Annotated in this window: 22 protein-coding genes; 8 read left to right on the top strand and 14 right to left on the bottom strand. The window is 70.7% G+C overall.

Annotated elements, in window-relative coordinates:
• Window positions 1-86: 86 nt before the first annotated feature.
• Entirely contained in the window at window positions 87-1,043 is a 957-nt protein-coding gene (locus F0Q34_RS10000) for a D-2-hydroxyacid dehydrogenase family protein (protein ID WP_149812055.1), read from the top strand.
• 24 nt (window positions 1,044-1,067) lie between these two features.
• On the opposite strand, the gene F0Q34_RS09995 is transcribed toward F0Q34_RS10000, so the two are convergent.
• Window positions 1,068-2,681 carry a choice-of-anchor Q domain-containing protein gene (locus F0Q34_RS09995; RefSeq protein WP_149812054.1) on the bottom strand — a complete coding sequence of 538 codons (1,614 nt, stop codon included), beginning with the start codon at window positions 2,679-2,681 and terminating at the stop codon, window positions 1,068-1,070.
• Between the two features lie 269 nt (window positions 2,682-2,950).
• Complete coding sequence (locus F0Q34_RS09990; protein WP_149812053.1) at window positions 2,951-4,018, bottom strand: Ldh family oxidoreductase; 1,068 nt, start codon at window positions 4,016-4,018, stop codon at window positions 2,951-2,953.
• A 94-nt stretch (window positions 4,019-4,112) separates the two neighbouring features.
• Between F0Q34_RS09990 and F0Q34_RS09985 the strand changes: the two genes are divergently transcribed.
• A complete protein-coding gene (locus F0Q34_RS09985; protein WP_161600820.1) occupies window positions 4,113-5,012 on the top strand; it encodes a LysR family transcriptional regulator in 900 nt (299 codons plus the stop codon).
• Between the two features lie 20 nt (window positions 5,013-5,032).
• Here the strand turns inward: F0Q34_RS09985 and F0Q34_RS09980 are convergent, their stop codons facing one another.
• The gene (locus F0Q34_RS09980) at window positions 5,033-6,007 is read right to left on the bottom strand and encodes a Bug family tripartite tricarboxylate transporter substrate binding protein (protein ID WP_241665422.1); all 975 of its coding nucleotides are present in this window, start codon (window positions 6,005-6,007) and stop codon (window positions 5,033-5,035) included.
• A gap of 464 nt (window positions 6,008-6,471) precedes the next feature.
• On the opposite strand from F0Q34_RS09980, the gene gabT reads away from it, so the two are divergent.
• Window positions 6,472-7,758 carry a 4-aminobutyrate--2-oxoglutarate transaminase gene (gene gabT / locus F0Q34_RS09975; protein WP_149812051.1) on the top strand — a complete coding sequence of 429 codons (1,287 nt, stop codon included), beginning with the start codon at window positions 6,472-6,474 and terminating at the stop codon, window positions 7,756-7,758.
• Window positions 7,759-7,801: 43 nt separating this feature from the next.
• Here the strand turns inward: gabT and ugpC are convergent, their stop codons facing one another.
• The 6 genes from ugpC to F0Q34_RS09945 form a co-directional block, all read right to left on the bottom strand.
• On the bottom strand, window positions 7,802-8,854 hold the full coding sequence (ugpC, locus tag F0Q34_RS09970) for a sn-glycerol-3-phosphate ABC transporter ATP-binding protein UgpC (protein WP_149812050.1): 1,053 nt from the start codon (window positions 8,852-8,854) through the stop codon (window positions 7,802-7,804).
• Complete coding sequence (gene ugpE, locus F0Q34_RS09965) at window positions 8,854-9,780, bottom strand: sn-glycerol-3-phosphate ABC transporter permease UgpE (RefSeq protein WP_149812049.1); 927 nt, start codon at window positions 9,778-9,780, stop codon at window positions 8,854-8,856. The genes ugpC and ugpE overlap by 1 nt, the downstream gene beginning before the upstream one ends.
• Entirely contained in the window at window positions 9,780-10,661 is an 882-nt protein-coding gene (gene ugpA / locus F0Q34_RS09960; RefSeq protein ID WP_149812048.1) for a sn-glycerol-3-phosphate ABC transporter permease UgpA, read from the bottom strand. The genes ugpE and ugpA overlap by 1 nt, the downstream gene beginning before the upstream one ends.
• Window positions 10,662-10,697: 36 nt before the next feature.
• Window positions 10,698-12,053 (bottom strand): sn-glycerol-3-phosphate ABC transporter substrate-binding protein UgpB, encoded by a 1,356-nt coding sequence (gene ugpB, locus F0Q34_RS09955; protein WP_149812047.1) that lies wholly within the window; start codon window positions 12,051-12,053, stop codon window positions 10,698-10,700.
• Between the two features lie 162 nt (window positions 12,054-12,215).
• Complete coding sequence (locus tag F0Q34_RS09950) at window positions 12,216-14,537, bottom strand: FdhF/YdeP family oxidoreductase (RefSeq protein WP_149812046.1); 2,322 nt, start codon at window positions 14,535-14,537, stop codon at window positions 12,216-12,218.
• A 199-nt stretch (window positions 14,538-14,736) separates the two neighbouring features.
• Window positions 14,737-16,761 carry a M3 family metallopeptidase gene (locus F0Q34_RS09945; RefSeq protein WP_149812045.1) on the bottom strand — a complete coding sequence of 675 codons (2,025 nt, stop codon included), beginning with the start codon at window positions 16,759-16,761 and terminating at the stop codon, window positions 14,737-14,739.
• Window positions 16,762-16,880: 119 nt separating this feature from the next.
• Here F0Q34_RS09945 and F0Q34_RS09940 point away from each other — a divergent pair, with 119 nt between their 5' ends.
• Together F0Q34_RS09940 and F0Q34_RS09935 are read left to right on the top strand one after the other, a co-directional pair.
• The gene (locus tag F0Q34_RS09940) at window positions 16,881-17,678 is read left to right on the top strand and encodes a VOC family protein (protein ID WP_149812044.1); all 798 of its coding nucleotides are present in this window, start codon (window positions 16,881-16,883) and stop codon (window positions 17,676-17,678) included.
• A 42-nt stretch (window positions 17,679-17,720) separates the two neighbouring features.
• Window positions 17,721-18,155, top strand: coding sequence for a hypothetical protein (locus tag F0Q34_RS09935; protein WP_149812043.1), 435 nt, complete (start codon window positions 17,721-17,723; stop codon window positions 18,153-18,155).
• A gap of 4 nt (window positions 18,156-18,159) precedes the next feature.
• On the opposite strand, the gene F0Q34_RS09930 is transcribed toward F0Q34_RS09935, so the two are convergent.
• Entirely contained in the window at window positions 18,160-18,627 is a 468-nt protein-coding gene (locus tag F0Q34_RS09930; RefSeq protein ID WP_149812042.1) for a hypothetical protein, read from the bottom strand.
• Window positions 18,628-18,947: 320 nt separating this feature from the next.
• Here F0Q34_RS09930 and F0Q34_RS09925 point away from each other — a divergent pair, with 320 nt between their 5' ends.
• From F0Q34_RS09925 to F0Q34_RS09915, 3 genes are all read left to right on the top strand, one after another.
• Window positions 18,948-20,888, top strand: coding sequence for a DEAD/DEAH box helicase (locus F0Q34_RS09925; RefSeq protein ID WP_149812041.1), 1,941 nt, complete (start codon window positions 18,948-18,950; stop codon window positions 20,886-20,888).
• Between the two features lie 87 nt (window positions 20,889-20,975).
• Window positions 20,976-21,851, top strand: coding sequence for an oxygenase MpaB family protein (locus tag F0Q34_RS09920; RefSeq protein ID WP_149812040.1), 876 nt, complete (start codon window positions 20,976-20,978; stop codon window positions 21,849-21,851).
• A 2-nt stretch (window positions 21,852-21,853) separates the two neighbouring features.
• A complete protein-coding gene (locus F0Q34_RS09915; RefSeq protein WP_241665421.1) occupies window positions 21,854-22,918 on the top strand; it encodes a spore photoproduct lyase family protein in 1,065 nt (354 codons plus the stop codon).
• On the opposite strand, the gene pqqE is transcribed toward F0Q34_RS09915, so the two are convergent.
• From pqqE to pqqB, 4 genes are read right to left on the bottom strand one after another with little or no spacing between them, the layout of a single operon-like run.
• Window positions 22,906-24,042, bottom strand: coding sequence for a pyrroloquinoline quinone biosynthesis protein PqqE (gene pqqE, locus F0Q34_RS09910; RefSeq protein WP_149812039.1), 1,137 nt, complete (start codon window positions 24,040-24,042; stop codon window positions 22,906-22,908). The two genes, F0Q34_RS09915 and pqqE, sit on opposite strands and share 13 nt — an antisense overlap.
• Window positions 24,039-24,320 carry a pyrroloquinoline quinone biosynthesis peptide chaperone PqqD gene (gene pqqD / locus F0Q34_RS09905; RefSeq protein WP_149812038.1) on the bottom strand — a complete coding sequence of 94 codons (282 nt, stop codon included), beginning with the start codon at window positions 24,318-24,320 and terminating at the stop codon, window positions 24,039-24,041. The genes pqqE and pqqD overlap by 4 nt, the downstream gene beginning before the upstream one ends.
• A complete protein-coding gene (pqqC, locus tag F0Q34_RS09900) occupies window positions 24,317-25,051 on the bottom strand; it encodes a pyrroloquinoline-quinone synthase PqqC (protein WP_241665420.1) in 735 nt (244 codons plus the stop codon). Before pqqC ends, pqqD begins: the two co-directional genes overlap by 4 nt.
• Window positions 25,048-25,977, bottom strand: coding sequence for a pyrroloquinoline quinone biosynthesis protein PqqB (gene pqqB, locus F0Q34_RS09895; RefSeq protein ID WP_149812037.1), 930 nt, complete (start codon window positions 25,975-25,977; stop codon window positions 25,048-25,050). The genes pqqC and pqqB overlap by 4 nt, the downstream gene beginning before the upstream one ends.

Genomic DNA, 25,977 nt, shown 5'->3' with positions numbered 1-25,977 from the left:
CCGCATGACCAGTGCCTGAAGGGTGCCGGGCCGCTGTCTGCCCCATGGCCGCGCCGACATCCCTCCCGACCGACACCGGAGCCCGCATGATCCGCATCGCCGTTCTTGACGATTACCAGCAGGTCGGGCGTGGCCTCGCCGACTGGAGCAGCCTCGGCCCGGATTGCGAGGTGGATTTCCTGGACCGGCCCCTGCCTGACCAGGAGGCGGCGGCCGCCGCCCTGGCCGGCTACGACGTGATCTGCCTGATGCGGGAAAGGCTGCCGGTGCCGGCGGAGCTGATCGGGCGATTGCCGCGCCTGAAGCTGATCGTCGCCACCGGCCCCCACAACCGCACACTGGACCTGGAGGCGGCGCGGGCACGGGGGGTGCGCGTCTGCCACACGCGCGGCGGGGAATCGCTGCATGCCACGACGGAACTGGCCTGGGCGCTGATCCTGGGCGCGCTGCGCCATCTTCCGCTGGAAGATCGCCGCATGCGCCAGGGCCTGTGGCAGAACACGGTGGGCCGGACCTTGCATGGCCGCACGCTGGGCCTGCTGGGGCTTGGCCGGCTGGGAGGGCGCATGGCCGAGGTCGCGCGCGCCTTCGGCGCCGAGGTCATCGCCTGGAGCCAGAACCTGACGGAAGCGCGCTGCGCCGAGGTCGGCGCGCGCCGGGTGGAGCGCGAGGCGCTGTTCCGCGAGGCCGACATCCTCAGCCTGCATCTGGTGCTGTCGGAGCGCACGCGCGGCATTGTCGGCGCGGCGGAAATCGGGCTGATGCGGCGGGACGCGATCCTGATCAACACCTCCCGCGGGCCGCTGGTCGACGAGGCGGCGCTGGTGGAGGCGCTGCGGACCAGGCGCATCGCCGCGGCCGGGCTGGACGTTTACGACATCGAGCCGCTGCCGGCGGAGCATCCCTTGCGCGGCCTCGACAATGTCGTGCTGAGCCCGCATCTGGGCTATGTGACCGAGGGCACCTACCGCATCTTCTTCACCGACATGGTGGAAGCCATCGCAGCCTGGCGGGGCGGGGCGCCGGTCCGCGTCCTGGCCTGAAGGGCGCGGCCGGCTCCATCCAGCTTACTCCTCCACCGCGCCGACATCGCAGGCGGTGTTGCGCGGGCGGGCGATGCCGCGCTGGTCCCGGGTCATGCAGGCGGGAAGGCTGGCATTGTTCGGCGCCCCGGGATGGCCGGCATCGATGGCCTGGGTGGACCCCGTCCGCAGCGGCCGGTGGGTCACCGTGGGCCCGCCATTGTTCTCGAGCGGCCCGAGCCGCAGATCCAGCATCGACGGATCGCCAAGCCGATCCGTCGCATCAGGCCGCCCGCCGATCGCGCCGGTCACCTCGCAGGGCGAGGTCGCCAGCCCGACGATGTTGTGGCCCCAGCTGCGCAGCCGCCCGACGCAGTCCCCACCCACGGCCGGAGCACGGTTGTTGGTGTTGCCCGCCAGGATCGTGTTGGCGATATGCACCTCGGAATCGCCGCTCTGGTAGATGCCGCCGCCACGCTCCGTCGAGGAGCCGCGCACGTCGTTCCGGGTAATGGTGGCGTTGCGGATCCTGAGCACCGGCGCTTCCCCCGGCAGGGGCGAGGCGTAGATCGCCCCTCCATAAACCTCCGACATGTTGCCGCTGAGCGTGCTGTTGACCAAATCCGTGCGGCCGCCCAGCACCGCGAGCCCGCCCGCGAGCCGGCTGGAGCGGTTGCCGCTGAAGGTGCTGCCCGCGATCAGCGCGGTTCCGCCGCCGATCGCCACGCCGCCTCCGGCGCCGCCCAGGAAATTCTCCGTTGAATTGTCCATGATCGTGCTGTCCCGCAGCTCCAGATGCCCGGCGGAATAGATCCCGGCGCCGCGCGCCGCGGCATTGCCGCTGATCGCCACGCGCTGAAGGAACAGCGCCCCCAGATTGTTGATGCCGCCGCCCGTGCCGCTGCCGGGGGCGGTGCCGCCACGGATCTCGATGTCGCGCAGCTCGATGTAGCTGCGCGGGTCCTCCGCGGGGGCGCCGGGCAGCGGCAGGATCTGCAGGACGCGCTGGCCGGGGGTCGCCTGCACAACCGGCCGGGTTCCTCCGCCCGGCTCCGGTTCGATGGTCATGATCGCCGCGGCGTTCAGCTGGCCGCGCGTCAGGGCATAGGTGCGGCCGCGCTCCAGCGTGATGCGGGTGAGGCCGGAAAGGCGCGCCGCCTCCGTCACGGCCGCGCGCAGGGTGCATTCGGCTGCCCCGCCGGCCACGCGCCGGCCGGTCCAGCAGATGCCGTCGCCGGGGCTGGAATCCGTTTCGTCCTGGATGGAGTTCACGCGGAAGGCCCGTTCGGCGGTGCCGCCGGGGCAATCCGCCGCCGAAGGGGGCGCCGCCCAGATCTGCCGGCTGCCAACCCGCGGCTCCGCCGTGCTGCCGCGGCCGAGCAGCAGGTCGTAGCTGGCCACGTAGCGCAGCGGGAAGCCGCGCGCGCAGGTCGCGTCATGCACGCCGTGCCAGAGGCGCGCATCCCCGGGATCGCGCGTCATCGGCACCGGCCTATCGCGCACGAAGGCCTGCAGCGTGACGTTGCGCACGCCGGTGGCATCCACGCTCGCCGTGATGGGATAGCCGGGGCCGGCGGGCTGTCCATGCGGCGTGGCGTCGGAGATCGCGACGCCGCAGCCCGCCGCCAGCAGCAGGCTGGCCACGGTTGCGGCGGCCATGGCGCCGCTTCGTGGGCGTCTGCCCGGGCAGGCTGATTTTCGCGACGAAGCCGCGTTCCGTGCCATCGCGTCGCCCTCCGGCAACCGGCGCGGACCGCCCCGGCTGCCCGGCCCCCAGGCTACGGGATTTCAGTCCCGGCCCGGAACACCCGAACGCGTGAGGAACCGGCGGCAGGCCGGGGATCGGCCGGTCAGGGCACCACCAGCCTTTCCGCTGGGGCGGCTCCGGGAGCGGAGCCGGTGCCCGCCCGCCCGTCGCTCCCCCGCTGTCACTCCGGCGCCGTTTCCGTGTCCCATCCGGCGGGCACGGGCAGGTTCAGCTCGGCCGCCGTTTTCGCCAGATCCGCCAGGGTCTTCCGGGGAAGCGGCAGGCCCTCCCGGTGATAGCGTTCCTCGTTCCGGGCCTCGATCTCGCCGGGATAGAAGACCTCGTCGCAGCCGGGCACGCGCGGCACCGCCTTGATCTGCCCGATCATCCGCTCCATCCGCTCGGCGAAGGCGGCCTCGGGGCCGAAGGCGGCGATGTTGAGCGCCAGGAACATGTGCCCGCATCGGCTGCGCTTCTCCGCCTGGTAGGGGCCGCTCACCTCATCGAGGATGCCGCTGCCCGACAGCACGCCCGACACCACGTCCATCATGACGGAGATGGCGTAGCCCTTGTGCTCGGCCATGGGCTGGATCACGCCGCCGAGCGCCGCCACGGGATCGGTGGTCGGCAGGCCAGCCTCGTCGATGGCCCAGTGCTGCGGGATCGGCTGCCCCTTCTGTCGGGCCAGGAAGATCTTGCCGCGCGCCACAACCGTGTTGGCGATGTCGAGCATCATAGGGGCATGCCGCCCGGCCGGTGCCGCGATCGACCACGGGTTGTTGCCGACCAGCTTGCGGCGCCCGCCCCAGGGCGCCATGGCCGGGCTGCCATTGGTGGTCAGCATGGCGACGCAGCCTTCCGCGGCCGCCATGCGGGTGTAGTAGCCGAGGGCGCCGTGATGGTTCGAGTTGCGGACCGAGACGACGCCGACGCCATGCAGCTTCGCGCGGCGCACCGCGTCCGACATGGCCTGCACGGCGATCACTTGGCCGACGCCGTCCTCCGCATCCACCACCGCGATGGCGCCGGCATCCACGATCTGGCGCGGCTGCGTCACGGGCCGCATGACGCCGCTGCGCAGGCGGTCGATGTACCAGGGGGCGCGCATCACGCCATGCGAGGAATGCCCCCACAGATCGGCGGTGACCAGGGTGTCGGCCACCAGCCGCGCATCCTCGGCCGGCACGCCGCTGGCGTGGTAGAGGCTGGCGACGAAATCGCGAAGCGTGTCAGGGCTGACGGGCTTCATGCGGCATGTCCTTCATGGATGGGCTGTCTCCTGGGGCGGGGATGAGCTTCCGCCGCCAATTCCGTGCGAGCCCGTGCGGGTGTACTCATGCGCCATGAGCATGAATTTCGAGGTGCTGGACCTTCAGGCGCTCATGACGGTGCTGGATCTTCGCAGTTTCGGCCTGGCGGCGGCCCGGCTGAACATGTCCCAGCCTGCGCTGAGCCGCCGCATCCAGCGGCTGGAGGCGAGGCTGGGAAGCCCGCTGCTGGAGCGCACCACGCGGCATGTCGCGCCATCTCCCTTCGGCCGGCAGGTGCTGCCACTGCTGCGGCGCGCGCTGAACGAGATGGAGAGCGCGCTGGAAGGCATCGAGGATCTGGGCGGGCCCGGCCGCGGCTGCGTGGTGGTGGCCTGCCTGCAGACGGCGGTGCCCTTCTTCATCCCGCCCGCCCTTCTCGCCTTCCGCGCCACGCATCCGCGCGTGCGCGTGCGCATCCTGGACATGACGGCGCAGGAGGCCCTGCAAAGCGTGGCACGGGGGGAGGCGGATTTCGCCATTACCGTCGCCGCCGCGATCCAGGACCCGGAGCTGGTGGCCGAGCCGCTGCTGGAAGATCCCTTCGTGCTGGCTTGCGACGAGGGGCATATCCTGGCCGGGCGCGAATGGCTGTCCTGGCGGGAATTGTCGGACTACCCCGTGATCGTCGCGGCCCGCACCAGCGTCCACCGGCCGCTGATCCAGGATGCGCTGGCCCGCGCCGGGCTGCGCCTGTCCTGGGCCTATGAGGTGCTGCACATGTCGAGCGCCTTTCACCTGGTCCGGGCCGGGCTTGGCGTCTCGGTCCTGCCGCGGATCGCCATGGCGGCGGCGCAGCCGGGCCTGCGGGCCATTCCGCTCCGCGATCCGCTGATCCACCGGCTGCTCTCGATCGTTCATCGCCGCTCCCGCCCCTTGCCGCCCGCGGCGGCGCAGCTTGCCGCCCTGGTGCGGAACCATGGCGGCGCCGCCTGAGCCACCGCGTGACGCGTGGATCAGGCCAGCCCGATCTCCTTCAGCACGGTTGTCGTGTCGGTCACTTCCCGCGCCAGGAAGCGGCCGAACTCCTCGCCCGGCAGCCAGGCGTCATCCAGGCCACGCTGCGCCAGGACCTCGCGCCACTCGGGCGTCGCGCGCATCCGCTCCATCAGCGTGATCAGGGCCGCCTTCTGCGGCGCGCTCAGGCTGGGGGCGCAGAAGACGCCGCGCCAGGTCGGCATCGCCACGTCCAGCCCGGCTTCCTTCAGGGTCGGGACATCGGGGCCGGCGCGGCGCTCGCCCGTGGTGGCCAGGGCCCGCAGCCGGCCGGCGCGAACCTGTTCGCCGAATTCGGAGATGCCGGAAATGGCCGCCGTCACCTGGCCGCCCAGCACAGCAGCCTGGGCCGGCCCGCCGCCGGAATAGGCGACGTAGGACGCTTCCCGCGCGGAGCGGCCCACGGCCTTCAGCATCAGGCCCAGGGTGATGTGCTCGGTGCCGCCGGCCGAGCCGCCGGCGACGGACACCGCCCCCGGATTCTCCTTCAGCCGGGCCAGCAGGCCCTGGATGTCCTTGATGGGCGAGTCCGGCGGCACCACGAGGACGCTGACCTCCTCGGTCAGCCGGGCGATGGGGGTGACATCCAGCACGCCGACGGGAGATTTGTTGGCGATCGACGCGCCCACCATGACGCTGCCGGCGACCATCAGCCCTTCCGGCCGGTTGCGGTATTGCGACAGGAAGCGCGGCAGGCCGACCGTGCCCCCGGCACCGCCGACATTCTCCACCTGCACGGTGTCCACCAGGCCGGCGCGGCGGACGACATGCTCGATGGCGCGGCCCAGCCCGTCCCAGCCGCCGCCCGGATTGGCCGGGATGAACAGGCGGAGCGAGGGGTACAGCACCTCGGCCCGCACTGGCAGGGCCGACAGGGCCAGAGCTGCGGAGGGCAGGGCCAGGGCGGCCTTCAACATATGCCTGCGGTTGGTCATGCGCGTTCCATCTCCATTTCAGCCGCCCTCGTGGCAGGGCCGGCCGCCACCCATGGCGCGGCCGGATGCCTCCGGGTTCTGGCGCAACGCATAGTCCGTTCCCGCCGGCTTGATAAATGCAGGGCCTTGGCTGTTCATGCATGGCGCGCATCAATCGCTGGGCTGGCAGGAGATGCCTTCGCCGAGCACCGGCAGAACCCGCGCATGATGGCGTGAAGGACCGCAGAATCTGCGTCCGCGCCTGCCATCATGACAAAACACCTGCTGCCCGAGCGAAGCCATGCTGGGGTCAGGGCAGGCCCGCCCTGACAGAAAGGCCGGGACGCAGCGATCAGCGCGGCCCGGCGGCGCCGCCCGGCGCCGCGTCGGGAAGCCAGACCGTGAAGAACGGGCAGGGGACAGGCGGCCTCTGTCCGCGACGCTGACAACCGCCCACGCAGATCGGCACAAGGAAGCCTTCCATCATGCTCGACACCCCGAACCCGACCGAACGCGCCCTGCGCCTGCGGGAGCGGCATGTTCCGCGCGGCATCGCCACCGCGCACCCGCTGGTGCTGGAACGCGCCCAGGGCGCCGAGGTGTGGGACATCGAGGGGCGTCGCTACCTGGATTTCGTGGGCGGCATCGGCGTGCTGAACCTTGGCCACAACCATCCCCGCGTGGTGGCGGCGGTGCAGGCGCAGCTCGGCCGGATCAGCCACGCCGCCTTCCAGGTCGCCGCCTACCCGCCCTATCTGGAACTGGCGGAGCGGCTTTCGGCGCTGGTGGGCGGCGGCGAGGCGTACAAGGCGCTGTTCCTCACCTCAGGAGCCGAGGCGGTGGAGAACGCGGTGAAGATCGCCCGCGCCCATACCGGCCGCGGCGGCATCATCGCCTTCCAGGGCGGCTTCCATGGCCGCACCCTGCTCGGCACGACGCTCACCGGCATGAGCGAGCCCTACAAGCAGAATTTCGGCCCCTTCGCGGGGGAGGTGTTCCACATCCCCTTTCCCAATGCCTATCGCGGCATCAGCGCGGCGGATTCACTGCAGGCGCTGGACAGCTTCTTCGCCACGGTCGCGGCGCCGGAGCGCATCGCAGCCATCCTGATCGAGCCGGTGCAGGGCGATGGCGGCTTCCTGGCGGCGCCGCCCGACTTCCTGCGCGCGCTGCGCGAGATCACGCGGCGGCACGGCATCGTGCTGATCGCCGACGAGATCCAGACCGGCTTCGGGCGGACCGGCCGCATGTTCGGCTTCGAGCATGCCGGCATCCGCCCCGATCTGGTCACCGTGGCCAAGAGCCTGGCGGGGGGCCTGCCGCTCTCCGCCGTGGTGGGCCGGGCCGAGATCATGGATGCGCCGGCGCCGGGTGGCCTGGGGGGCACCTATGGCGGCAATGCCCTGGCCTGCGCCGCCGCCCTGGCGGTGCTGGACGCCTTCGAGCAGGACGGATTGCTGGCCCGTGCCGAAAGCCTCGGCAACGCGCTGCGGAAGGGATTGCTGACCCTTCAGGCACGCCATGCCTGCATCGGCGAGGTGCGCGCCACCGGCTTCATGTGCGCCATCGAGATGGTGGCCGACCACGCCAGCCGGGAGCCCGACGCGGCGCTGGCGCAGCGGGTGATCGACGCGGCGCGGGAGCGTGGCCTGCTGGTCATCAAATGCGGCGTCCAGCGCAACGTCATCCGCTTCCTGGCGCCGCTGGTGACCACCGACGCGCAGCTGGACGAGGCCCTGGCCCTGCTGGACGGTGCCCTGGCCGCCGCCTAGCTGATCTGAGGCGCCCGGCCGCGTCGGGCGCCTCGCGGGCTGCTCAAAGGCGGCGGCCGGTTTCCGCGTCAAAGATGTGCAGCGGCTCGACCAGCGACACCGGCAGGGTGCCGCCATGGGCCGGGGCGGGGCCCTGCACCCGCACCGTCATGGCTTCCCCGCCGGGCAGCGTGCCGTGCAGCACGGTTTCCGAGCCCAGCGGCTCCACCAGCTCGACCGCCATGGGCAAGCTGCCGCCCAGCGTCACATGCTCCGGCCGGATGCCGACAACCAGCGCCCGGCCGGCCGGTCCGGGCCGCGGCCTGTCCAGCGGGATGCTGCCGCCGGCGGCCAGGGTAGCGGCGCCGCCCCCTTCCGCCAGGGTGGCGCGGAGGAGGTTCATGGTGGGGCTGCCGATGAAGCCCGCGACATAGGTGTCGGCGGGGTTGGCGAAGATCTCCATGGGCGTCGCGACCTGCGCGGCCCTTCCCTGGTTCATCACCACGAGCCGGTCGCCCAGCGTCATGGCCTCGACCTGGTCATGGGTGACGAACAGCGAGGTCACGCCGAGGCGACGTTGCAGGCGGCGGATCTCGGCCCGCATCTGCACGCGCAGCTTGGCGTCGAGGTTGGACAGCGGCTCGTCGAACAGGAACAGCTTGGGTTCCCGGACGATGGCCCGGCCCATCGCCACGCGCTGCCGCTGGCCGCCCGACAATTCGCGCGGCCGGCGATGCAGCAGGGGAGCGATGCCGAGCAGGGTCGCGGCCTCCTCCACGCGGCGGCGGATCTCCTCGCGCGGCATGCGGCGGATCTTCAGGCCATAGGCCATGTTGTCGAACACGGTCATGTGCGGGTAGAGCGCGTAGTTCTGGAACACCAGGGCAATGTCGCGATCCGCCGGCTCCAGCGGCGTGACGTCGCGGCCGCCGATGCGGACGGTGCCGGCGGTGGGCGTTTCCAGGCCGGCGGTGATGCGCAGCAGGGTCGACTTGCCGCAGCCCGAGGCACCCACGATGACCACCATCTCGCCTTCGGCGATGTCAAGGTCGATGCCGTGCAGCACCGTGGTGGCGCCGAAGGATTTGCGGATGCCGGAAAGCGTGAGGGTGGCCATTACTTCTCCGTCTCGGTCAGGCCCTTGACGAACCAGCGCTGCATCAGGATGACAACCGCCACGGGCGGCAGCAGGGCGAGGATGGCCGTGGCCATGATGGCGTTCCACTCGTTCTGCGCATCGCCGCGGCCGATCATCTTGGAAAGGCCGACAACAACCGTTTCCAGCGAGGTGTCGGTGATGATCAGCAGGGGCCAGAGATACTGGTTCCAGCCATAGATGAACAGGATGACGAACAGCGCCGCGATGTTGGTGCGCGACAGCGGCAGCACCACGTCCCAGAAGAAGCGCAGCGGCCCGGCGCCGTCGATCTTGGCGGCTTCCACATATTCGTCGGGGATGGTGAGGAAGAACTGGCGGAATAGCAGCGTCGCGGTGGCGCTGGCGATCACCGGGATGACCAGGCCCGCCATGCTGTCGGTCAGGTTCAGGTCCACCACCACCTGGAAGGTCGGGATGATGCGGACCTCCACCGGCAGCATCAGGGTGATGAAGATCATCCAGAAGAACGCCATGCGGCCGGGAAAGGAGAAGAACACCACCGCATAGGCGGACAGGATGGAGATGGCGATCTTGCCGGCCGCGATCAGCGTCGCCATCACCGCCGAGTTCCACAGCATGGTGCCCGCCGGAACCGCGCGGGTGTTGCGGACCGCCGAGCCGCCGCGCTCCCAGGCCGCGATGTAGTTGTCGATGGCATGGCTGCCGAACCACAGCGGCACCTCACCCCGGCCGATGGTGTTCACGTCGTGGCTTGAGCCGACCAGCGTGATCCAGATCGGCAGGGCGAAGATCAGCACGCCGAGCAGCAGGATGCCATGGGCCAGCCAGCGGCCGCGCCGCTGCCGCGCCCGGCTGGCGCGCAGCGCGGGGTCGTTTTCCGACGCCGCGCCCTCCAGGGGGCGTTCGGCCAGGACGCGGTTCATCAGTAATGCACCTTGCGCTCGATGAAGCGGAACTGCACGGCGGTCATGGCGATGACGATGGCCATCAGGATGACGCTTTGCGCCGCCGAGGCCCCTAGATTGAGGTTCTCCACCCCATCCACATAAACCTTGTAGATCAGGGTTTCCGTTGCCTTGGCGGGGCCGCCCTGGGTCAGGGCATGAATCACGCCGAAAGTGTCGAAGAAGGCGTAGACCAGGTTGACGGTCAGCAGGAAGAAGGTGGTGGGCGACAGCAGCGGGAACACCACGGTCCAGAAGCGGCGCATTGGCCGCGCGCCGTCGATGGCGGCGGCTTCCAGCACGGAACGCGGGATGGATTGCAGACCCGCCAGAAAGAAGATGAAGTTGTAGGACACCTGCTTCCAGGCGCTGGCGATGATCACCAGCAGCATCGCCTGGCCGCCATTGAGGCGGTAATCCCAGGCGATCTGCGCCGCGTTCAGCGCGCGGCCGATCAGCCCGATCTGTGGGTGGAACAGGAACAGCCACAGCACGGCGGCGATCGCCGGCGCCACCGCGTAGGGCCAGATCAGCAAGGTCTTGTAGGCGCCGCTGCCCCTGATCGACTTGTCCGCCTGCACCGCCAGCAGCAAGGCCGCCGAGATGGCGAGGATGGCGACCGAGAAGGCGAAGATCGCGGTGTTGCCGGCCGCCCCGCGCCATGTCGGATCGGCCAGCACCTCGGCGAAGTTCTCCAGCCCCACGAACTGGCGGCTCAGCCCGAAGGCGTCCTCGCGCAGCAGGGAGGACCAGATCGCCTGGCCCGCCGGCCAGAAGAAGAACACGATGGTGATGGCGAGCTGCGGCGACAGCAGCAGCAAGGGCAGCAGCTTGCCCCGGAAGATGACGTTCTTGCGCATGCCCTTGCCTGGGAGGGGTTTGTCGGTCGGCGGAGTTCAGCCGCGATTGGCGCGCTCGAAATTGCGCAGCACCACATTGCCGCGGCGCGTCGCGTTCTCCAGCAGGGTTTTCGCATCCTGCTGACCCTGGAAGGCGCGCTCCATCTCCTCCTGGATGATGTTGCGGATTTCGACGAAGCCGCCCAGCCGGATGCCGCGGGAATTCTCCGTCAGGGTGCCGCCGCCGCGCAGCATCTGCTCGATGGGGATGTCGGCGCCGACATTCTCCTTGTAGAAGCCGGTGGCCTTGACCCGCTCATAGCCCGAGCGGGTCAGGGGCAGGTAGCCGGTGTCGGTGTGCCACTTGGCAGCGACATCAGGCTTGGCCAGCCAGGCGAAGAATTCCGCCACCGCCTGCCACTCGGCCTCGCTGCGGCCGCCGGAAGGCCCCTTGTTCATCGCCCACAGCGACGCGCCGCCGATGATGGAGTTCAGCGGCGCCTTCGGCACGTCGTCGTAATAGGGCAGCATCGCCGTGCCCCAGTCGAAGCGCGCTTCGCGGAGGATGCGGGCGCGGGTGCCGGAGGAGGCGAAGGTCATGGCGACTTCCCCCGCCGGCAGGAGACCGTCGGCGGCGTTGTCGCGCCCGCCATAGCGGAACAGGCCTTCCTTGTGCCAGTCGATCAGGTTCTGCATGTGCCGCGCCATCACCGGGTTGTTGATGGCGAGCTCGGCATCCAGTCCGCCGAAGCCGTTCCCCTTGGTGGCCAGCGGGATGTCGTGGATGGCGCTGAACTGTTCCACCATCAGCCAGGTGGGCCAGGACGTCGTCATCGGATTCGCGATGCCGGCGGCCTTGAGCTTGCGGGCCGCCTCGGCCACGGCGGGCCAGGTGGTCGGGAACACCTCCGGGTCGAGCCCGGCCTTGCGGAACATGTCCTTGTTGTAGAAGGCGACGGAGGTCGAGCTGTTGAACGGCATCGAGGCCATGCGCCCGTCCGGCAGGCTGTAATAGCCGCGCACGCCCGCCAGCACGTCCTCGAAATCGATTCTGACGCCGGTCTGCTGCAGCAATTCCCAGACCGGCTTGGTGGCGCGGGACGCGGCCATCATGGTTGCCGTGCCGACCTCGAACATCTGCACCACATGCGGCGCGTTGTTGGCACGGAAGGCGGCGATGGCGGCGACCATGGTTTCCGCATAGCCGCCGCGATAGCTCGCATTGACGCGGAACCGCGACTGGCTGGCGTTGAAATCCGCGGCGATCTGCTCAAGCATGCCGCCCAGCGGCTGGGCGAGGCCGTGCCAGAACTGGATCTCGGCAGGCCCCTGCTGGGCCGCGGCCTGCCGGCCCCGCAGGGCCATGGCGGTGGTGAGGGCGGCAGCGCCCTTGGCCAGAGTGCGACGCAGCATGGCTGTGATCCTCCCACGGATGTGGCGCTTCCGATTCCGGATTGGCTGCCATTACCGCCACCCTAACGGTTCCCTGTCGGCGCTTCCAAGGGGGCTGTGAAGGATTTACCGCGGTTGCGCATCAACGGCCGCCGCCGGGAAGGCACCCGGGAGGGCGTGGCATCAGGCTGGCGCGCCCGCCGACTCCCCCGGCTTTCCGCCCGCTGCCTTGCCTCCGGGGCGGATGCGCACCGGCACCGATTTGGCCGCCGGCGTCCCGGATTGCTCGTCATGGTGCGCCACGGCGATGAGCGGGTTCATCTCCGGATAATAGGCCCCGAGGCAGCCATCGGGCAGCGCGAAGGGCGTCACGGTCAGGCCGGTCACCTCGCGCTCGATGCCGTCCTGCGCGTCGCTGACCAGGGAAACGACCTGGCCTTCCCGCAGCCCGTTCCGCCGCATCTCGCCCGGATTGATGAGCAGCACGTCGCGCCTGCCCTCGATGCCGCGCAGCCGGTCGCTGTAGCCATAGATGGTGGTGTTGAACTGGTCGTTGCTGCGCAGGGTGATCAGCCGGTAGCGCCCCGGCGCGTCCTCGAAGCCGGCGGCGGACAGGGTCTTGGGCACGGTGAAATCAGCCTTGCCGGACTGGGTCTTCCAGATCCGCTCCCGCGCGGAATTGCCGCGGTAGAAGCCGCCCGGCGTCCACATCCGCGCGTTGAAGTTGTGGAATTCCTCCGGATAGGTTTCGGCGATCAGGTCGCGGATCAGCGCGTAATCGGCCACCCACCTGTCCCAGGTGACCTTGTTGTTCATGGGCAGCGTGGCCTTGGCCATGCCCGCCACGATGGCCACTTCCGAGCGCAGATGCTCGCTGGCTGGCTTGCGGCGCCCTTTCGAGCCGAGGATGTTGCTGAAGGTGTCCTCCATGCTGACGGCCTGCGGGCCGCTGGCCTGCATGTCTTCCTCGGTGCGGCCGAGGCAGGGTAGCAGATAGGCGACCTCGCCATGCACCAGATGGCTGCGGTTCAGCTTAGTCGCCACCTGCACCGTCAGGCGCATGCCGCTCCAGGCTTTCTCCATGCGGCCATGATCGGGAATGGCGCGCACGAAATTGCCGCCCAGGCCGATAAAGGCCTTCACCCGCCCGGCGAGGATCCCTTCGCAGACTTCCACGGTGTTCATGCCCTTGTCGCGCGGCGGCTCGAAGTTGAACTGCTGAGCGAGCTTGTCGAGCGGCACGAGCTCCGGCTTCTCGGCGATGCCGACGGTGCGCTGCCCCTGCACGTTGGAATGGCCGCGGACGGGGGAGATGCCGGTGCCCTCCCGGCCGATATTGCCCTTCAGCAACAGCATGTTCACCAGCATGGCGACATTCTCGAAGCCATGCCGGTGCTGCGTCAGCCCCATGCCGTAAAAGGCGGTGACGCGATCGGCCTCGACATAAACCTGCGCCGCCGCCTCGATGACCTTGCGGCTGAGGCCGGATTCCCGCTCGATCGTTTCCCACGGCGTCGCGCGCACCATCTTCTCGAAGGCATCGAGGCCCCGGGTGTGCTGGGCGATGAAATCCACGTCGAGGACGCGCCGCCCCTTCTGCTTCGCGGCATCGTCGGCGGCGAACACATGCTTGCAGATGCCCAGCACGGCGGCGATGTCGCCGGCGGGACGAAGCTGGTGGTACTGGCTGCTGATGGCGGTTTCCCGGCCGGTGAGCATCTCGACCGGGTTTTGCGGATTGGTGAAGCTTTCCAGCCCCCTTTCCCGCACGGGATTGAAGGTGACGATCTTGACGCCGCGCTTGGCGGCCTCCTGCAAGGGGTGCAGGAAGCGCGGGCTGTTGGAGCCGGTGTTCTGCCCAAAGAAGAACATGGCGTCGCAATTGGACAGATCGTCGAACACCACCGTCCCGACGCTAGCGCCGATCACCTTCTTGAGCGCCACGGAGGTGGTTTCGTGGCACATGTTGGAGCTGTCGGGCAGGTTGTTGTGCCCGTAGAGGCGCGCGAACAGCTGGTAAAGATAGGCGGTCTCCAGGCTGGCGCGCCCGGAGGTGTAGAACACGGAAGATTTCGGATCGATCGCCCGCAGCTCGCGGCCGATGGCGCTGAAGGCTTCATCCCAGCCGCAGGGCACGTAGCGGTCGGTGGCGGGATCATAGCGCATCGGGTGGGTCAGCCGGCCCTGGTGCTCCAGGTCGTGATCCCGCCAGCGGCGCAGCTCAGTCAGGGAATGCCGGGCAAAGAAGTCCGGCGTGCAGCGGTGGCTCGTCAGTTCCCACAGCGTCGCCTTGGCCCCGTTCTCGCAGAACTCGAAGGGGTGGTGCGCCGCGGGCTTGGCCCAGGAACAGGACACGCACATGAAGCCGCCCGGCTTGTTCTGCCGCGCCAGGGTTTCCGTCGCCAGCGGGGTGGCCCATTCCTTCCCGAACACCGTGGCGATGCCGCGCAGGGAGCCCCAGCCCCCGGCGGGACCGTCGTAATGAACCGTTCGGTCTTTTGCCATGGCGCCGCGCCTCCCCTTCACATCGGGGCTGACGCCGGCCGGCGGAGGAAGTTGCACCCCGCCCGAAGAGGAAGGGCAGGGTGCGGCGGGCGCCAGGGAAGCCGGGGGAGGGCGAAGGCCTTCCATCCATGCCGGCATGGGCCGCATCGCCGTGCTGGCGGCCCCGCCGCCGGGATGGCGCTCGCATCCCGGCGACGCTTCAGCCGACTAGTCCGCGCATCCGCAGCAATGCCGCCGTGTCGGGCATGCGGCCGCGGAAGGCGGTGTAGAGCCGCATCGGGTCCTCGGTGTCCCCGGCGCTCAGCAGGTGGCGCAGCCGCGCCGCCATGGCCGGGTCGAACGGGTCGCCGGCCTCGGTGAAGCCGTCAAAGCCATCCGCGTCCAGAACTTCCGACCAGAGATAGGCGTAGTAGCTGGCGGCATAGCCGCCGCCGGCGAACAGGTGCTGGAAATGCGGCGGGCGGTGGCGCAGCCCGATCTCCGGAGGCATCCCGATGCGGCCGAGGAAATCCGCCTCGAACGCCTCGATGTCCAGCGCGGCGGGATCGTCCAGGCTGTGCAGCGCCAAGTCGATCATGGCCGAAGCGGTGTATTCCACCGTGGCGAAGCCCTGGTTGAAAGTCCGGGTGTCGAGCAGCTTCCGCAGCAGCGGCTCCGGCAGTGGCTCGCCGGTCTCGTGGTGGCGGGCATAGGCGCGCAGTGTCTCGGGCAAGGACAGCCAGTGCTCATAAACCTGGGAGGGGAATTCCACGAAGTCCCGGCGCACGGCGGTGCCGGATTGCGGCAGGTAGCGCACGCGGCTGAGCAGGCCGTGCAGCGCGTGGCCGAATTCGTGGAACAGCGTTTCCGCATCGTCGAAGGACAGCAGCGCCGGCTCGGCGCGGGCGAAGTTGTTGTTGTTCACCACGATCGGCGAAACCGCCGCGTCCAGGCTTTCCTGGTCGCGATAGCTGCTCATCCAGGCGCCGGAACGCTTGTCGCCCCGGGCGAATGGATCGGCCAGGAACAGGCCGACATGGCCTTCCGCGTCCCGCACCTCATACGCGCGCACGTCGGGATGATAGAGCGGCAGGTCGGGCAGCGGCACGAAGTCCAGGCCGAACAGGCGGGAAGCGGTGTCGAAGGCGGCCTGCTGGATGCGCTCGAAGGGAAAGAAGGGCTTCAGCGAGGCCTCGTCCAGCGCGTGGTCCGCCAGCCGCACCTTTTCCGCGTAGTAGCGCCAGTCCCAGGGCCGCAGCGGGCCTTCCAGCCCCTCGGCGCGGGCCATCTCCAGCAGGCGGTCGCGTTCCCGCGCGGCGCGGCGCTTCGCCGGCTCCCACACCTCCGCCAGCAGGGCCTGGGCCTCTTCCACGCTGCCCGCCATGCTGTCGGCCAGGCGGAACTCGGCGAAGTTGCGGTAGCCCAGCAGCCGGGCGCGCTCCGCCCGCAGCGCCAGGATCTCCGGGATCAGCCGGCGATTGTCATGCGGTCCCGGATGGGTGCCGCGCGCCACCCAGGCGGCATGCGCCCGCTGGCGCAGGTCCCGCCGCGCCGAATAGGCCAGGAAAGGCTCCACCAGGGAGCGCGACAGGGTGACGGCATGGCCCGGCAATCCGCGCTCCGCCGCCGCTTCCGCCATGCCGGCGCGCAGGAAGTCCGGCAGGCCGTCGAGGTCCTGTTCCTCCAGCGCCATGTGCCAGTTTTTCTCGTCATGCAGCACGTTCTGGCCGAAGGCGGTGTGCAGCGTGGCGAGCCTTTCGGAAATCTCCGCCATGCGGGCCCGCGCCCCGGGCGCCAGGGCGGCGCCGCTGCGCACGAAGCCCAGATGGGTGCGCTCCAGCAGCCGCGCCTGGTCGGGCTCCAGGTTCAGCGTGTCGCGCCGCGCATAAAGGTCGGCGACGCGGCGGAACACGTCCGGGTCCAGCGCGACGCGCATGCCGTGCTGCGCCAGACGGGGCGACAATTCCCGGTCCAGCGCCTCCAGCGCCGGCCCGCCCAGGCTGACCACGAGGTTGGAGAACAGGTTGCCGACCCGCGCCAGCGCCCGCCCGCTGCGCGCCAGCGCCTCGATCGTGTTGCCGAAGGCGGGCGGCGCCGGATCGGTGCCAATGGCGGCGATTTCCGTCAGATGCTCCTCCATCGCCGCCTCGAAGGCAGGGCGGATGTGCTCGGGGCGGATGCGGTCGAAGGGCGGGGCGCCGAAGGGTGTGTCCCAGGGCGCGAGCAACGGGTTGTCCTGCGTCATGGGGGGAGTTTGGCGCAGGAGGGGCCGCGCCGGTCAACCATTCCCCCGGCTTTACAGGCCCGCGCTGTTCCTGGACGCTGCCATCCGGCGCGTCGCGGCGCGGAAAGGGAGCGGGATCGATGCTGCAGCACCTGGCGGGGCTGGACCATGTGGTGATCGCGGTGGCTGATCTGGAAGCGGCGGCGGCGGCCTGGCGCGGCCTTGGCTTCACCGTTTCGCCGCGCGGCGAGCATGGCGCGGGGCTGGGCACCGCCAACCATACCATCATGTTCGACGACGCCTATGTGGAACTGATGGGGGTGGTGGCAGACACGCCCTTCAACGCCTCTACCCGCCGCCGCATCGCCGAGGGCGGCGGGCTGGAGCGGATCGCCCTGCGCCTCGGGGATGCCGCGGCTGCCGCCCAGGAACTGCGCGCGGCGGGGATCGCGGCGGCAGAGCCCCTGGCCTTCGGCCGTCCCGTGGTGCTGGAGGATGGCGGCAGCACTGAGGCGCGCTTCGACACCCTGCTCTGGGCCATGGACCCGGCGCCGGCGGGATTGTCCTATTTCGGCTGCCGGCACCTGACGCCGGAGGCTGTCTGGCTGCCCGGCCTGCTGCGCCACCGCAATGGCGCCCGGCAGTTCCGGCGCGTCGAAATCCAGGTCGATGACCCCGCCACCGAGGCGGCGGGCTATGCCGCCATGCTCGGCCTGCGCGCGGACAATCCCGCCGGAGGCGAATGGGTGGTGGCCGATCCCCGCCGCGGCCCGGCGGTGGCGTTTCTTGACCGGGCCCGCTTCACCGGGCGCTGGACGGCGGCGGAAGGCGCGCCGCGCGCCGGGCTGGTCTTCGCCGGGCCGGGGAAAGGCGCTGCGCCGCGCCCGCAGGCGGCGGGCGGCGTTCTGTTGGGATGGGATGACGCGCTGCCCGGCTGAACAGCGCCGGTCGCCGCTGACGCATCACAGGAGATCCTGCCCATGGAGATCGATATTTCCCCCATGGTGGAGCGCATCGAGGGCCGGCTGGAGCGCCTCGGCCTGGATTTCGCCGGGATCGCCCGAAGCGCCGGCCTGCCGGACGATCTGCTGGACCGCCTGCGCGAGGGCCGGGCGCCCGTGCCGCGCGGCCAGCGCCTGGTGCGGCTGGCGGAGGCGCTCAGCACCTCCGTATCCTATCTCGTGGGTCTCGATCCCGACACCCAGCCGCCACAGGAATTGCTGGAGGAGGAGCAGGGCAGCCTCGGCCTGCTGGCCGGCGACGAGGAAGCCCTGCTGCGTGCCTATCGCCGGCTGGACGTGCCGGGCCGCGCCGCCATCCTGCATGTGCTGCTGAAGATGGCGGGACCGGAGCCGGATGAGGCCCGGCCGGTCGAGCGGCGCCGCGCCAAGGGGAAGGGCATCGGCAAGGGCTGAGGCGTCAGCCCGCCATCGCCTTGGCGAAGGCGCCGCGGGCCTGCATCGCCTTGCGCGTCGGGTTGCGCGGACCGCGCCGGGCGGTGCCAGTGGCCGGCCCCTCCCGCAACATGCGCAGGAAGGCCTGCGTGATGTCCGCAAGGGCCTGCTGGCCGGCGGTGGTGAGGCGGTCGCCGCCGGGCTCGAAGCCCAGCTCGATCTCGCGGCAGGAAGGCTTGCGCGGGCCGAAGCCGTCGGAACGGCTGCAGCGCAGCAGCACCGGCATGGTGGCGGCATTGCTGAACGGCATGGAGGTGGTCACGTCCACCGCATGCCGACCAAGCCGCGCCCAGGCCGCCCAGCCATTGATCTCGCGGAACTCCGCGCCTTGTTCGGCCACCGTCGCGACGGCGTCGCGCAGCGCGGCCAGCAGCACGGCCCGGCGGGCATACCAGAGTTCGCGCAGGGCGGAGTTCGGGAAGTACTCAGACATGAGGCACCTCCTCGGCCTGCGGCGGAAGGGCGCGCGGACCGGTGAAACAGGTGATGGAAAGCTTGTGCCGGCGAGGGGAAGACCCGCTCCGCGCCATCGTTCCGGCTAGGGGTCAGATAGGGTTTGTTCTTGTTTCGTTCAAGTGTTCTACCGTCGAACCGACACCGGCGGAACGGAGCATCTCGTCACGGTCGCGGAATGTTGAAGCCCGCAGGTTGCGGTGCGCGGCTGCAAAAAGCTTGGCGCTGGGTGGCGGAGCCTATTGAAGTCAAAGCTGGTTCGCTTCCTGTTCCGATCCTGCCCGGAGGGTCTGCCCGACAGTGTCCGCGCCGCGCCAGCTTCGCACCCATCAGCGCCAATTGGCGGGGATCGTGGCGGCCATCGCTTCCGGCGCGACGGAACTGCGCGACATCCTGGCCGCCGTCACGCCCGGGGGCGGCAAGTCGCTGCTGCCGGTGATCGCCGCGGCCGGGCTGATGCAAGCGGGGCTGATCCGCCGGGTCTGCTGGGTGGTGCCGCGCGACAGCCTGCGGCAGCAGGCGGAGGAAGCCTTCGCCGATCCGGTCTGGCGCGCCGCGCTGGGCCACGCCATCTCCGTCCGCGCCGCCGAGAACGCGCCCGATCCCTGCCGTGGCCTTCAAGGCTATGTCACCACCTATCAGGGGATCGCGGCGGCGCCGGCGCTGCATCTGGCCGAGTTCCGCCGCGAGCCGACCCTGCTGGTGGTGGACGAGATGCACCACCTGCCCGCGCTGCCGGAGGTCGATCCGGTGGCGTCGCGCGGCCCGGCCGCCGACCCGGAGGAGGATTGCGCCGGCGCCTGGTCGCGGGCCCTGCTGCCGCTGCTGGAATGCGCCGCTGTCCGGCTGCTGCTGTCCGGCACGCTGGAGCGTGCCGATGGGCGCGGCATCCTGTGGCTGCCTTACCGCGGCGGCATCAAGGCGCGGACGCGGGAAGTGGACCTGGACGCATCCGGCTGGGCCGTGATCGGCTACAGCCGCGCCCAGGCCCTGGCGGAGCGGGCGGTGCTGCCGGTGACCTTTGGCGCCTTGGATGGCGAGGCCAGTTGGCGCAGCGAGGAAGGCCAGGAGCTCGGCCCGCACCGGCTGTCGGGCTTCTATCCGGATGAAACCACCCGTCCCGCCCTGTTCACCGCGCTGCGCACCGGCTTCGCCGAGGCGCTGCTGCGGGAGGCCTTCCTGGCGGCGCGCGCCCTGCGCTCCCGCCGCCGCCGACAGCGCGGCCTGGCGCCGGACGAGGAAGCGCCGGGCCTTGGCAAGCTGCTGGTGGTGGCGCCGGACCAGGCCACGGCGCGGCATTACCTGGAGGTGCTGCGCGGATGGGTGCCGGCGGAGCAGGCGGCGGTGGCGGTCGGCCTCGCCACCTCCGACAGCGCCGGCGCGCCGCACCTGCTGGCGGCGTTCCGGCTGCGGCCGCAGCCTTCCATCCTGGTCACGGTCGCCATGGCCTATGAGGGGCTGGACGCGCCCGAGGTGGCGGTGGTCGCGGCGCTGACGCATATCCGCTCCCGCCCCTGGCTGGAGCAGATGGTGGCCCGCGCCACCCGCGTTGATCCCGCCGCCGGCCCTTATGAGGCGCAGCGGGCGCTGGTCTTCCACCCGGACGACCCGCTGTTCGGCCGCTTCCGGCTGCGCATGGAAACCGAGCAGGGCACGCTGGCCCGGCAGCCCCGGCCGCGCCGCGCCCATGGCGTGCTGCCGCTCTGGCTGCGGGAGCAATTGCCGCCGCGCGAGGGCATCACCCCGCTGCAATCCAACGCCCTTGCGCTGCGCTTCCACACCCTGGCCCCCGGCCCCGACCTGGCCATGAAGCGGCCGGAGCTGGAGCAGGCCCAGGATGACCTGTTCGAGCCGCCTTCTGTTGCCGAGCGCCGGCTGCGCGGCCGCATCGGCGAGATGGTGGCGGCCCAGGCAGTGGAGGATGAGCCGATGCTGCAAGGCCCGCGCCCGCGCCTGTCGGGGCCAGGGCTGTACCACCGCTACAACGCCATCCTGAAGCGCGCCATGGGCAACAAGGCGCGGGCGCAGATGACGCTGATGGAGCTGGAGGCGGCCCTGGGCTGGCTGGAGCGCAACCGCCTGTCGGACCACCTGCATCTGGTGGCCGACGACCCGCGCTATGCCTGGACCGACCGCCAGCGGCGCGAATGGCGGCCGCCCCAGGGACGTGCCGGGGGACGTGCCGCGCCCAGGGGCGTCCAGGCCACGCCCGCGCCCGACAGGAAGCGCCGCACCTCCTGAACGGTGGCGGCGCGGAAGACTGCCGCCAACCGGTGACAGCTTCCACAGGCGAACCCATATCCGGGGAACCCTATGTCACGGTTCCGCATGTCCCAGCCGACAGCCAGCCTGTTCCCCGATCTTCTGCCCATGGCGATGGCGCGCCCGATCAAGCAGGCCATCATCGCGGAGGTGAGGGGGCTGTTCAACGACCGCGCCCAGGGCGAGGCGCCGGTGGTGCGCAAGCCGGACGGGCTGTTCGGGCCAGGCTCCGTTGCCTGGCGCGTGCATGGCGACGTCGCCTCCATGATGGTGGGCGGCATGGCCGGGCTGCTGCTGCAGATGCTGCACCCCGCCGTGCTGGCTGGCGTCTGGGACCATTCCCGCTTCCGGCAGGACATGCTGGGCCGGCTGCGCCGCACCGCCCGCTTCATCGCCCAGACCACCTATGGCGACCGCGCCGAGGCCGAGGCGGTGATCGCCCGCGTCCGGCGCATCCATGACCGGGTGCGCGGCACCCTGCCGGACGGCACGCCCTATTCCGCCAATGATCCCGCTTCCCTGGCCTGGGTGCATGTGACGGAGGCCACCAGCTTCCTGAATGGCTGGATCCGCTATGCCGAGCCGCGCATGACGGGCACCGACCAGGATCGCTACTTCGCCGAGATGGCGCAGGTGGCGGAAGCCCTGGGGGCCGACCCGGTGCCGCGCAGCCGGGCGGCGGCGGAGCGGCTGATCCGCGCCATGCGCCCCGCGCTGCGCCATGACGCCCGCGCGGCGGAAGTGGCGGGGCTGATTCTGCGGCAGCCCTCGGGCCATCCGGTGAAGGCGCGCATGCAGGCGCTGGCGGGGCAGGCGGCGATTGACCTTCTGCCGGGCTGGGCGCGGAGCATGCACGGGCTGGATGTGCCGCCGCTGCGGCAGCCCCTGGTGCGCGCCGGCACCCTCGGCATCGCCGAAACGCTGCGCTGGGCGTTCCGCTGACCTTGCGCGACGCCATCCCGCCCCTGCTCGACATCCGCTGCATCTACCTGGAGCCGGGGGTGGAGGCCCATGCGCGCGGGCGCGAGATCCTGGCGCGCTTTCCGGATGCGGAGCGCGTTCCCGTGGCGTCGCACTGGCGCATTCCGGAGCTGCGGGAAGGCGATGCCGGCGATTACCTGCGCAACAAGCGGGAAGTGCTGGTGCTCGGCGTGAAGAAGGGCATGGCGTGCCGGCCGAACGGGCGCTCGGCGGATTTCATCGCGCCTTCCAGCTCCAATGGCTGCGCCATGGCCTGCGCCTATTGCTACGTCGCGCGGCGCAAGGGGCATGCGAACCCGGTCAGCGTGTTCGTCAACATCGAGGAGATCTGCGCCGCCATTGCCCGCCACGCGGCGCGGCAGGGCGCCAAGCCAGCGCCCAATCAGGTCGATCCGCATGACTGGGTCTACGACCTTGGCGAGAATGGCGACCTGTCGCTGGATGCCGCCGTGTCCGACAATGTGCGCGACCTCGTTGCCCTGTTCCGCGGCCTGCCAGGGGCCAAGGGCAGCTTCGCCACCAAATGGGTGAACCCCGCGCTGCTGGACTACGACCCGCGCGGAAAGACGCGCATCCGCATGTCCCTGATGCCGCCGGCCCTGGCGAAGCTGCTGGATGTGCGCACCGCCCCCGTCGCCGAGCGCATCCGCTTCATGGCCGAGCTGCACCGCGCCGGCTACGAGGTGCAGGTGAATTTCTCGCCCGTGGTGCTGCGGGAGGGATGGGAAGCGGAGTGGGGCGCGCTGTTTGCGGAGCTTGACGCGGCGCTGCCGGACACGCTGAAGCCGCATCTGGCGGCCGAGATCATCATGCTGACCCACAACGCCGCCCTGCACGAGGTCAACCTGTCCTGGCACCCGAAGGCGGAAGCCTTGCTCTGGCGCCCCGACATCCAGGAAGAAAAGCGGTCGGAAGGCGGGCAGGTGAACCTGCGCTACCGCACGCCCTGGAAGGGGCGGTGGCTGGCGCGCTTCCAGGCCCTGCTGGCGCGGCACATGCCCTATTGCCGGGTGCGCTACGCCTTCTGAGGCGCGGCCCCCATCACCCGGTAGGTGAAGTCCCCTTCCGAGGCGGCGGCCTCCCGCACGGCCATGTCCAGCAGCGCGTGATCGGGCGACAGGCCGCAGGCCGGGTCGGTGGCGGCGGCATCGCCGGTCAGCGCGAAGGCCTGGCAGCGGCAGCCGCCCCAGTCGATCTCGGCGCGCGGGCAGTCGCGGCAGGGTCCCTTCATCCAGCCGGTGCCGCGGAAGCGGTTGAAGGCCTCGGAATTCTCCCAGGCGTCGCGCAGCGAAACTTCGCGCACATTGGGGAAGTCGAAGCCGGGCAGGCTTTCGGCGGCATGGCAGGGCAGCACCCGTCCGGCCGGCGACACCGCCAGGAACTGCCGCCCCCAGCCGCCCATGCAGGATTTCGGCCGCTTGGCGTAGTAATCGGGCACCACGTAGTCGATGACCAGCCGACCCTTCAGCGCCTCCCGCGCGCGCTGCACCTCGGCGGTGGCGGCTTCAAGCTGGGCGCGGGTCGGCAGCAGCGCGTCGCGATTGGCCAGGGCCCAGCCGTAATACTGCACATGCGCCACTTCCAGCCGCCCGGCGCCGATCTCCAGCGCCAGGGCGATCATCTCCGGCAGGCGGTCGAGGTTCTGCCGGTGCACCACGGCGTTCAGCGTCAGGGCCAGCCCCGCTTCCCGCACCAGCCGCGCCGCCCGCAGCTTCTTCGGCAGGGCATCGCGGTAGCCGCCGATGCGCTCGGCCGAGCCAGGCTCGGTGTCCTGCACCGAAAGCTGCACATGGTCGAGCCCGGCTTCCACCAGCCTCGCCATCATCGCCTCGTCGAGCAGGACGCCGGCGGTGATCAGGTTGGTGTACAGCCCGGCCGCGGCGGCGGCGCGCACCAGCTCCGCGATGTCGCGCCGCGCCGTCGGCTCGCCGCCGGACAGATGCACCTGCAGGCAGCCCAGCGCCGAGGCTTCCTGGAACACGCGGGCCCAGCTGGCCGTGTCCAGCTCGGCCGCGACGCGGGTCAGTTCCACGGGGTTGGAGCAATAGGGGCAGCGCAGAGGGCAGCGATGGGTCAGCTCGGCCAGCAGGGCCAGCGGCGGCGCCAGGGGAGGGGTGCCGGAAGGGGTGCCGGCAGGGGTGACCGCGTTCATGACTGCACCACGCCTTTCTCCGCCAGCTCCCGCAGCATCGCCAGCACGTCGGCGGCGATCTCCTCGCGCGGGGCGGCGTAGCGGGCGGCGAGGTCGTCGATCATGCCATCCACGCTGCGCGTGCCATCCAGCAGCCGCAGCACTTCCAGCGCCGTTTCGTCGGGCACGAACATGCGCTCCGGCCCCAGCACCACCCATTGCCCCCGCGCCTTGTCCTCGCGCAGCTTCATGCCGCGCGCCAGGCGGGGGACGCTGCCGGGGTGCAGGGGCGCCGTCATGGCCGGAACGCGCCGGGCGGCGGCAGGCCCGGGGCCACATAGGCGAAATGCAGCGCGTCGAGCTGCGCCCACAGCAGATCGCATTTGAAGCGCAGCGCGGCCAGCACCTGTTCCTGCCCGGCGCGCGTACGGGCCTCGCGCTTGACGTAGTCAAGGGCGAAGGCGACGTCCTGCGGCGCCTGGGTCAGGCGCGGCGTGAAATAGGCCAGCGTCGCCTCGTTGACGAAGTCGTAGTTGCGCAGCATGCCCGAAACACGCTCGGAGATGATGTTGGGCGAGAACATCTCGGTCAGGGAGGAGGCCACGGCCTCCAGCACCGAGCGCTCCCGCACGAAGCGGACATAGGCATCCACGGCGAAGCGCGTGGCCGGCAGCATGCCTTCCAGCGACACCACGTAATCGCGGTCCAGCCCCAGCCCCTCGCACAGCGCCAGCCAGCGATCGACGCCGCCGGGCTTCACCCCGTCCCCATCATGGTCCACCAGCCGGCGGCGCCATTCGCGGCGCAGTTCCGGCGTCGGCAGCCGAGCCAGCAGCGAGGCGTCCTTGGCCGGGATCGAGGCCTGGTAATAATAGCGGTTCAGCGCCCAGGCCTGCACCTGCCCCTTGTCCAGCCTGCCATCATGCAGCAGGCGGTGGAACGGGTGCAGGATGTGGTAGCGCTCGGCGCCGATGGCGCGCAGCCGGCTTTCCAGCTCCTCAGGGCTCAGCAGGGTGGTGTCGGCGCTCACAACGCGATCTCCATGCCGTCCTCCGCCACCTCCCAGCCGGCGGCGCGCAGGGCGGCGCGCTCGGGGCTGTCGGCCAGCAGGGTGGGGTTGGTGTTGTTGATGTGGATGAAGACGCGGCGTTGCAACGGCAACCCGGCCAGGGCGGCGACGCTGTCGCGCATCGCCATGTGGCCCATGCGCGCGGCGGTCTTGGGCCCGGCGCCGGCCAGGATCATCTCGTCATCGCGCCACAGCGTGCCGTCGAACAACAGGCAGCCGCCCTGCGCCAGACGTTCCCGCAGGGCCGGGGTGACCGCGGCGCAGCCAGGGATGAACAGCAGCGGCGCCGAGGCGCCCGGGGCGGTGATGCGCAGGCCCAGCGCTTCCCCTTCCTCGGCCCGGCCGGGATCGGCGCCGTCCTGTTCCTGGAACAGCGGCACCTTGCCGGGCACGGCGAAGGCTTCCACCGTCAGGCCCAGCGCCTCCCCCGCCGCGTCGCGCAGCAACAGCGGCGTGTCGAGCGGCAGGTCGCGGCGCGGCACGATGGCCGGGTCCACGGCGCGGAAGATCGGGTTGTCGCGCAGCACGGCCAGGGCCGGAGCGGCGCCATACAGGGCGAAGGGATGCCGCTCCCGCAGGGTCAGCAGGCCGGTGAGCGCATCCACCTCCGCCCCCGTCAGCACCACGGCGGCGATCGGCGAATGCCGGATGCCGCCCTGTTCCGGCGCGGGCGCCAGGGCGGGGGTGGCGAGGATCTGGGCGCGGAGATCAGGGGAGGCGTTCAACAGCACCCAGCGCCGGCCATCGGCGCTGACGGCCAGGCCGCACTGGCTGCGGGGCGGAGCCGCCGGATCGCCCGCGCGGGCCCGCAGGCAGCCAGGCCCGGCCGAGTTCCATTGCGGGAAGCCGCCGCCAGCAGCCGAGCCCAGGATGATCGCACGCAGCAT

Source organism: Teichococcus oryzae (assembly GCF_008386565.1).
Classification (GTDB): domain Bacteria; phylum Pseudomonadota; class Alphaproteobacteria; order Acetobacterales; family Acetobacteraceae; genus Pseudoroseomonas; species Pseudoroseomonas oryzae.
The sequence above is the reverse complement of the archived record's forward strand: the minus strand, read 5'-3'. Positions and strand labels throughout refer to the sequence as shown.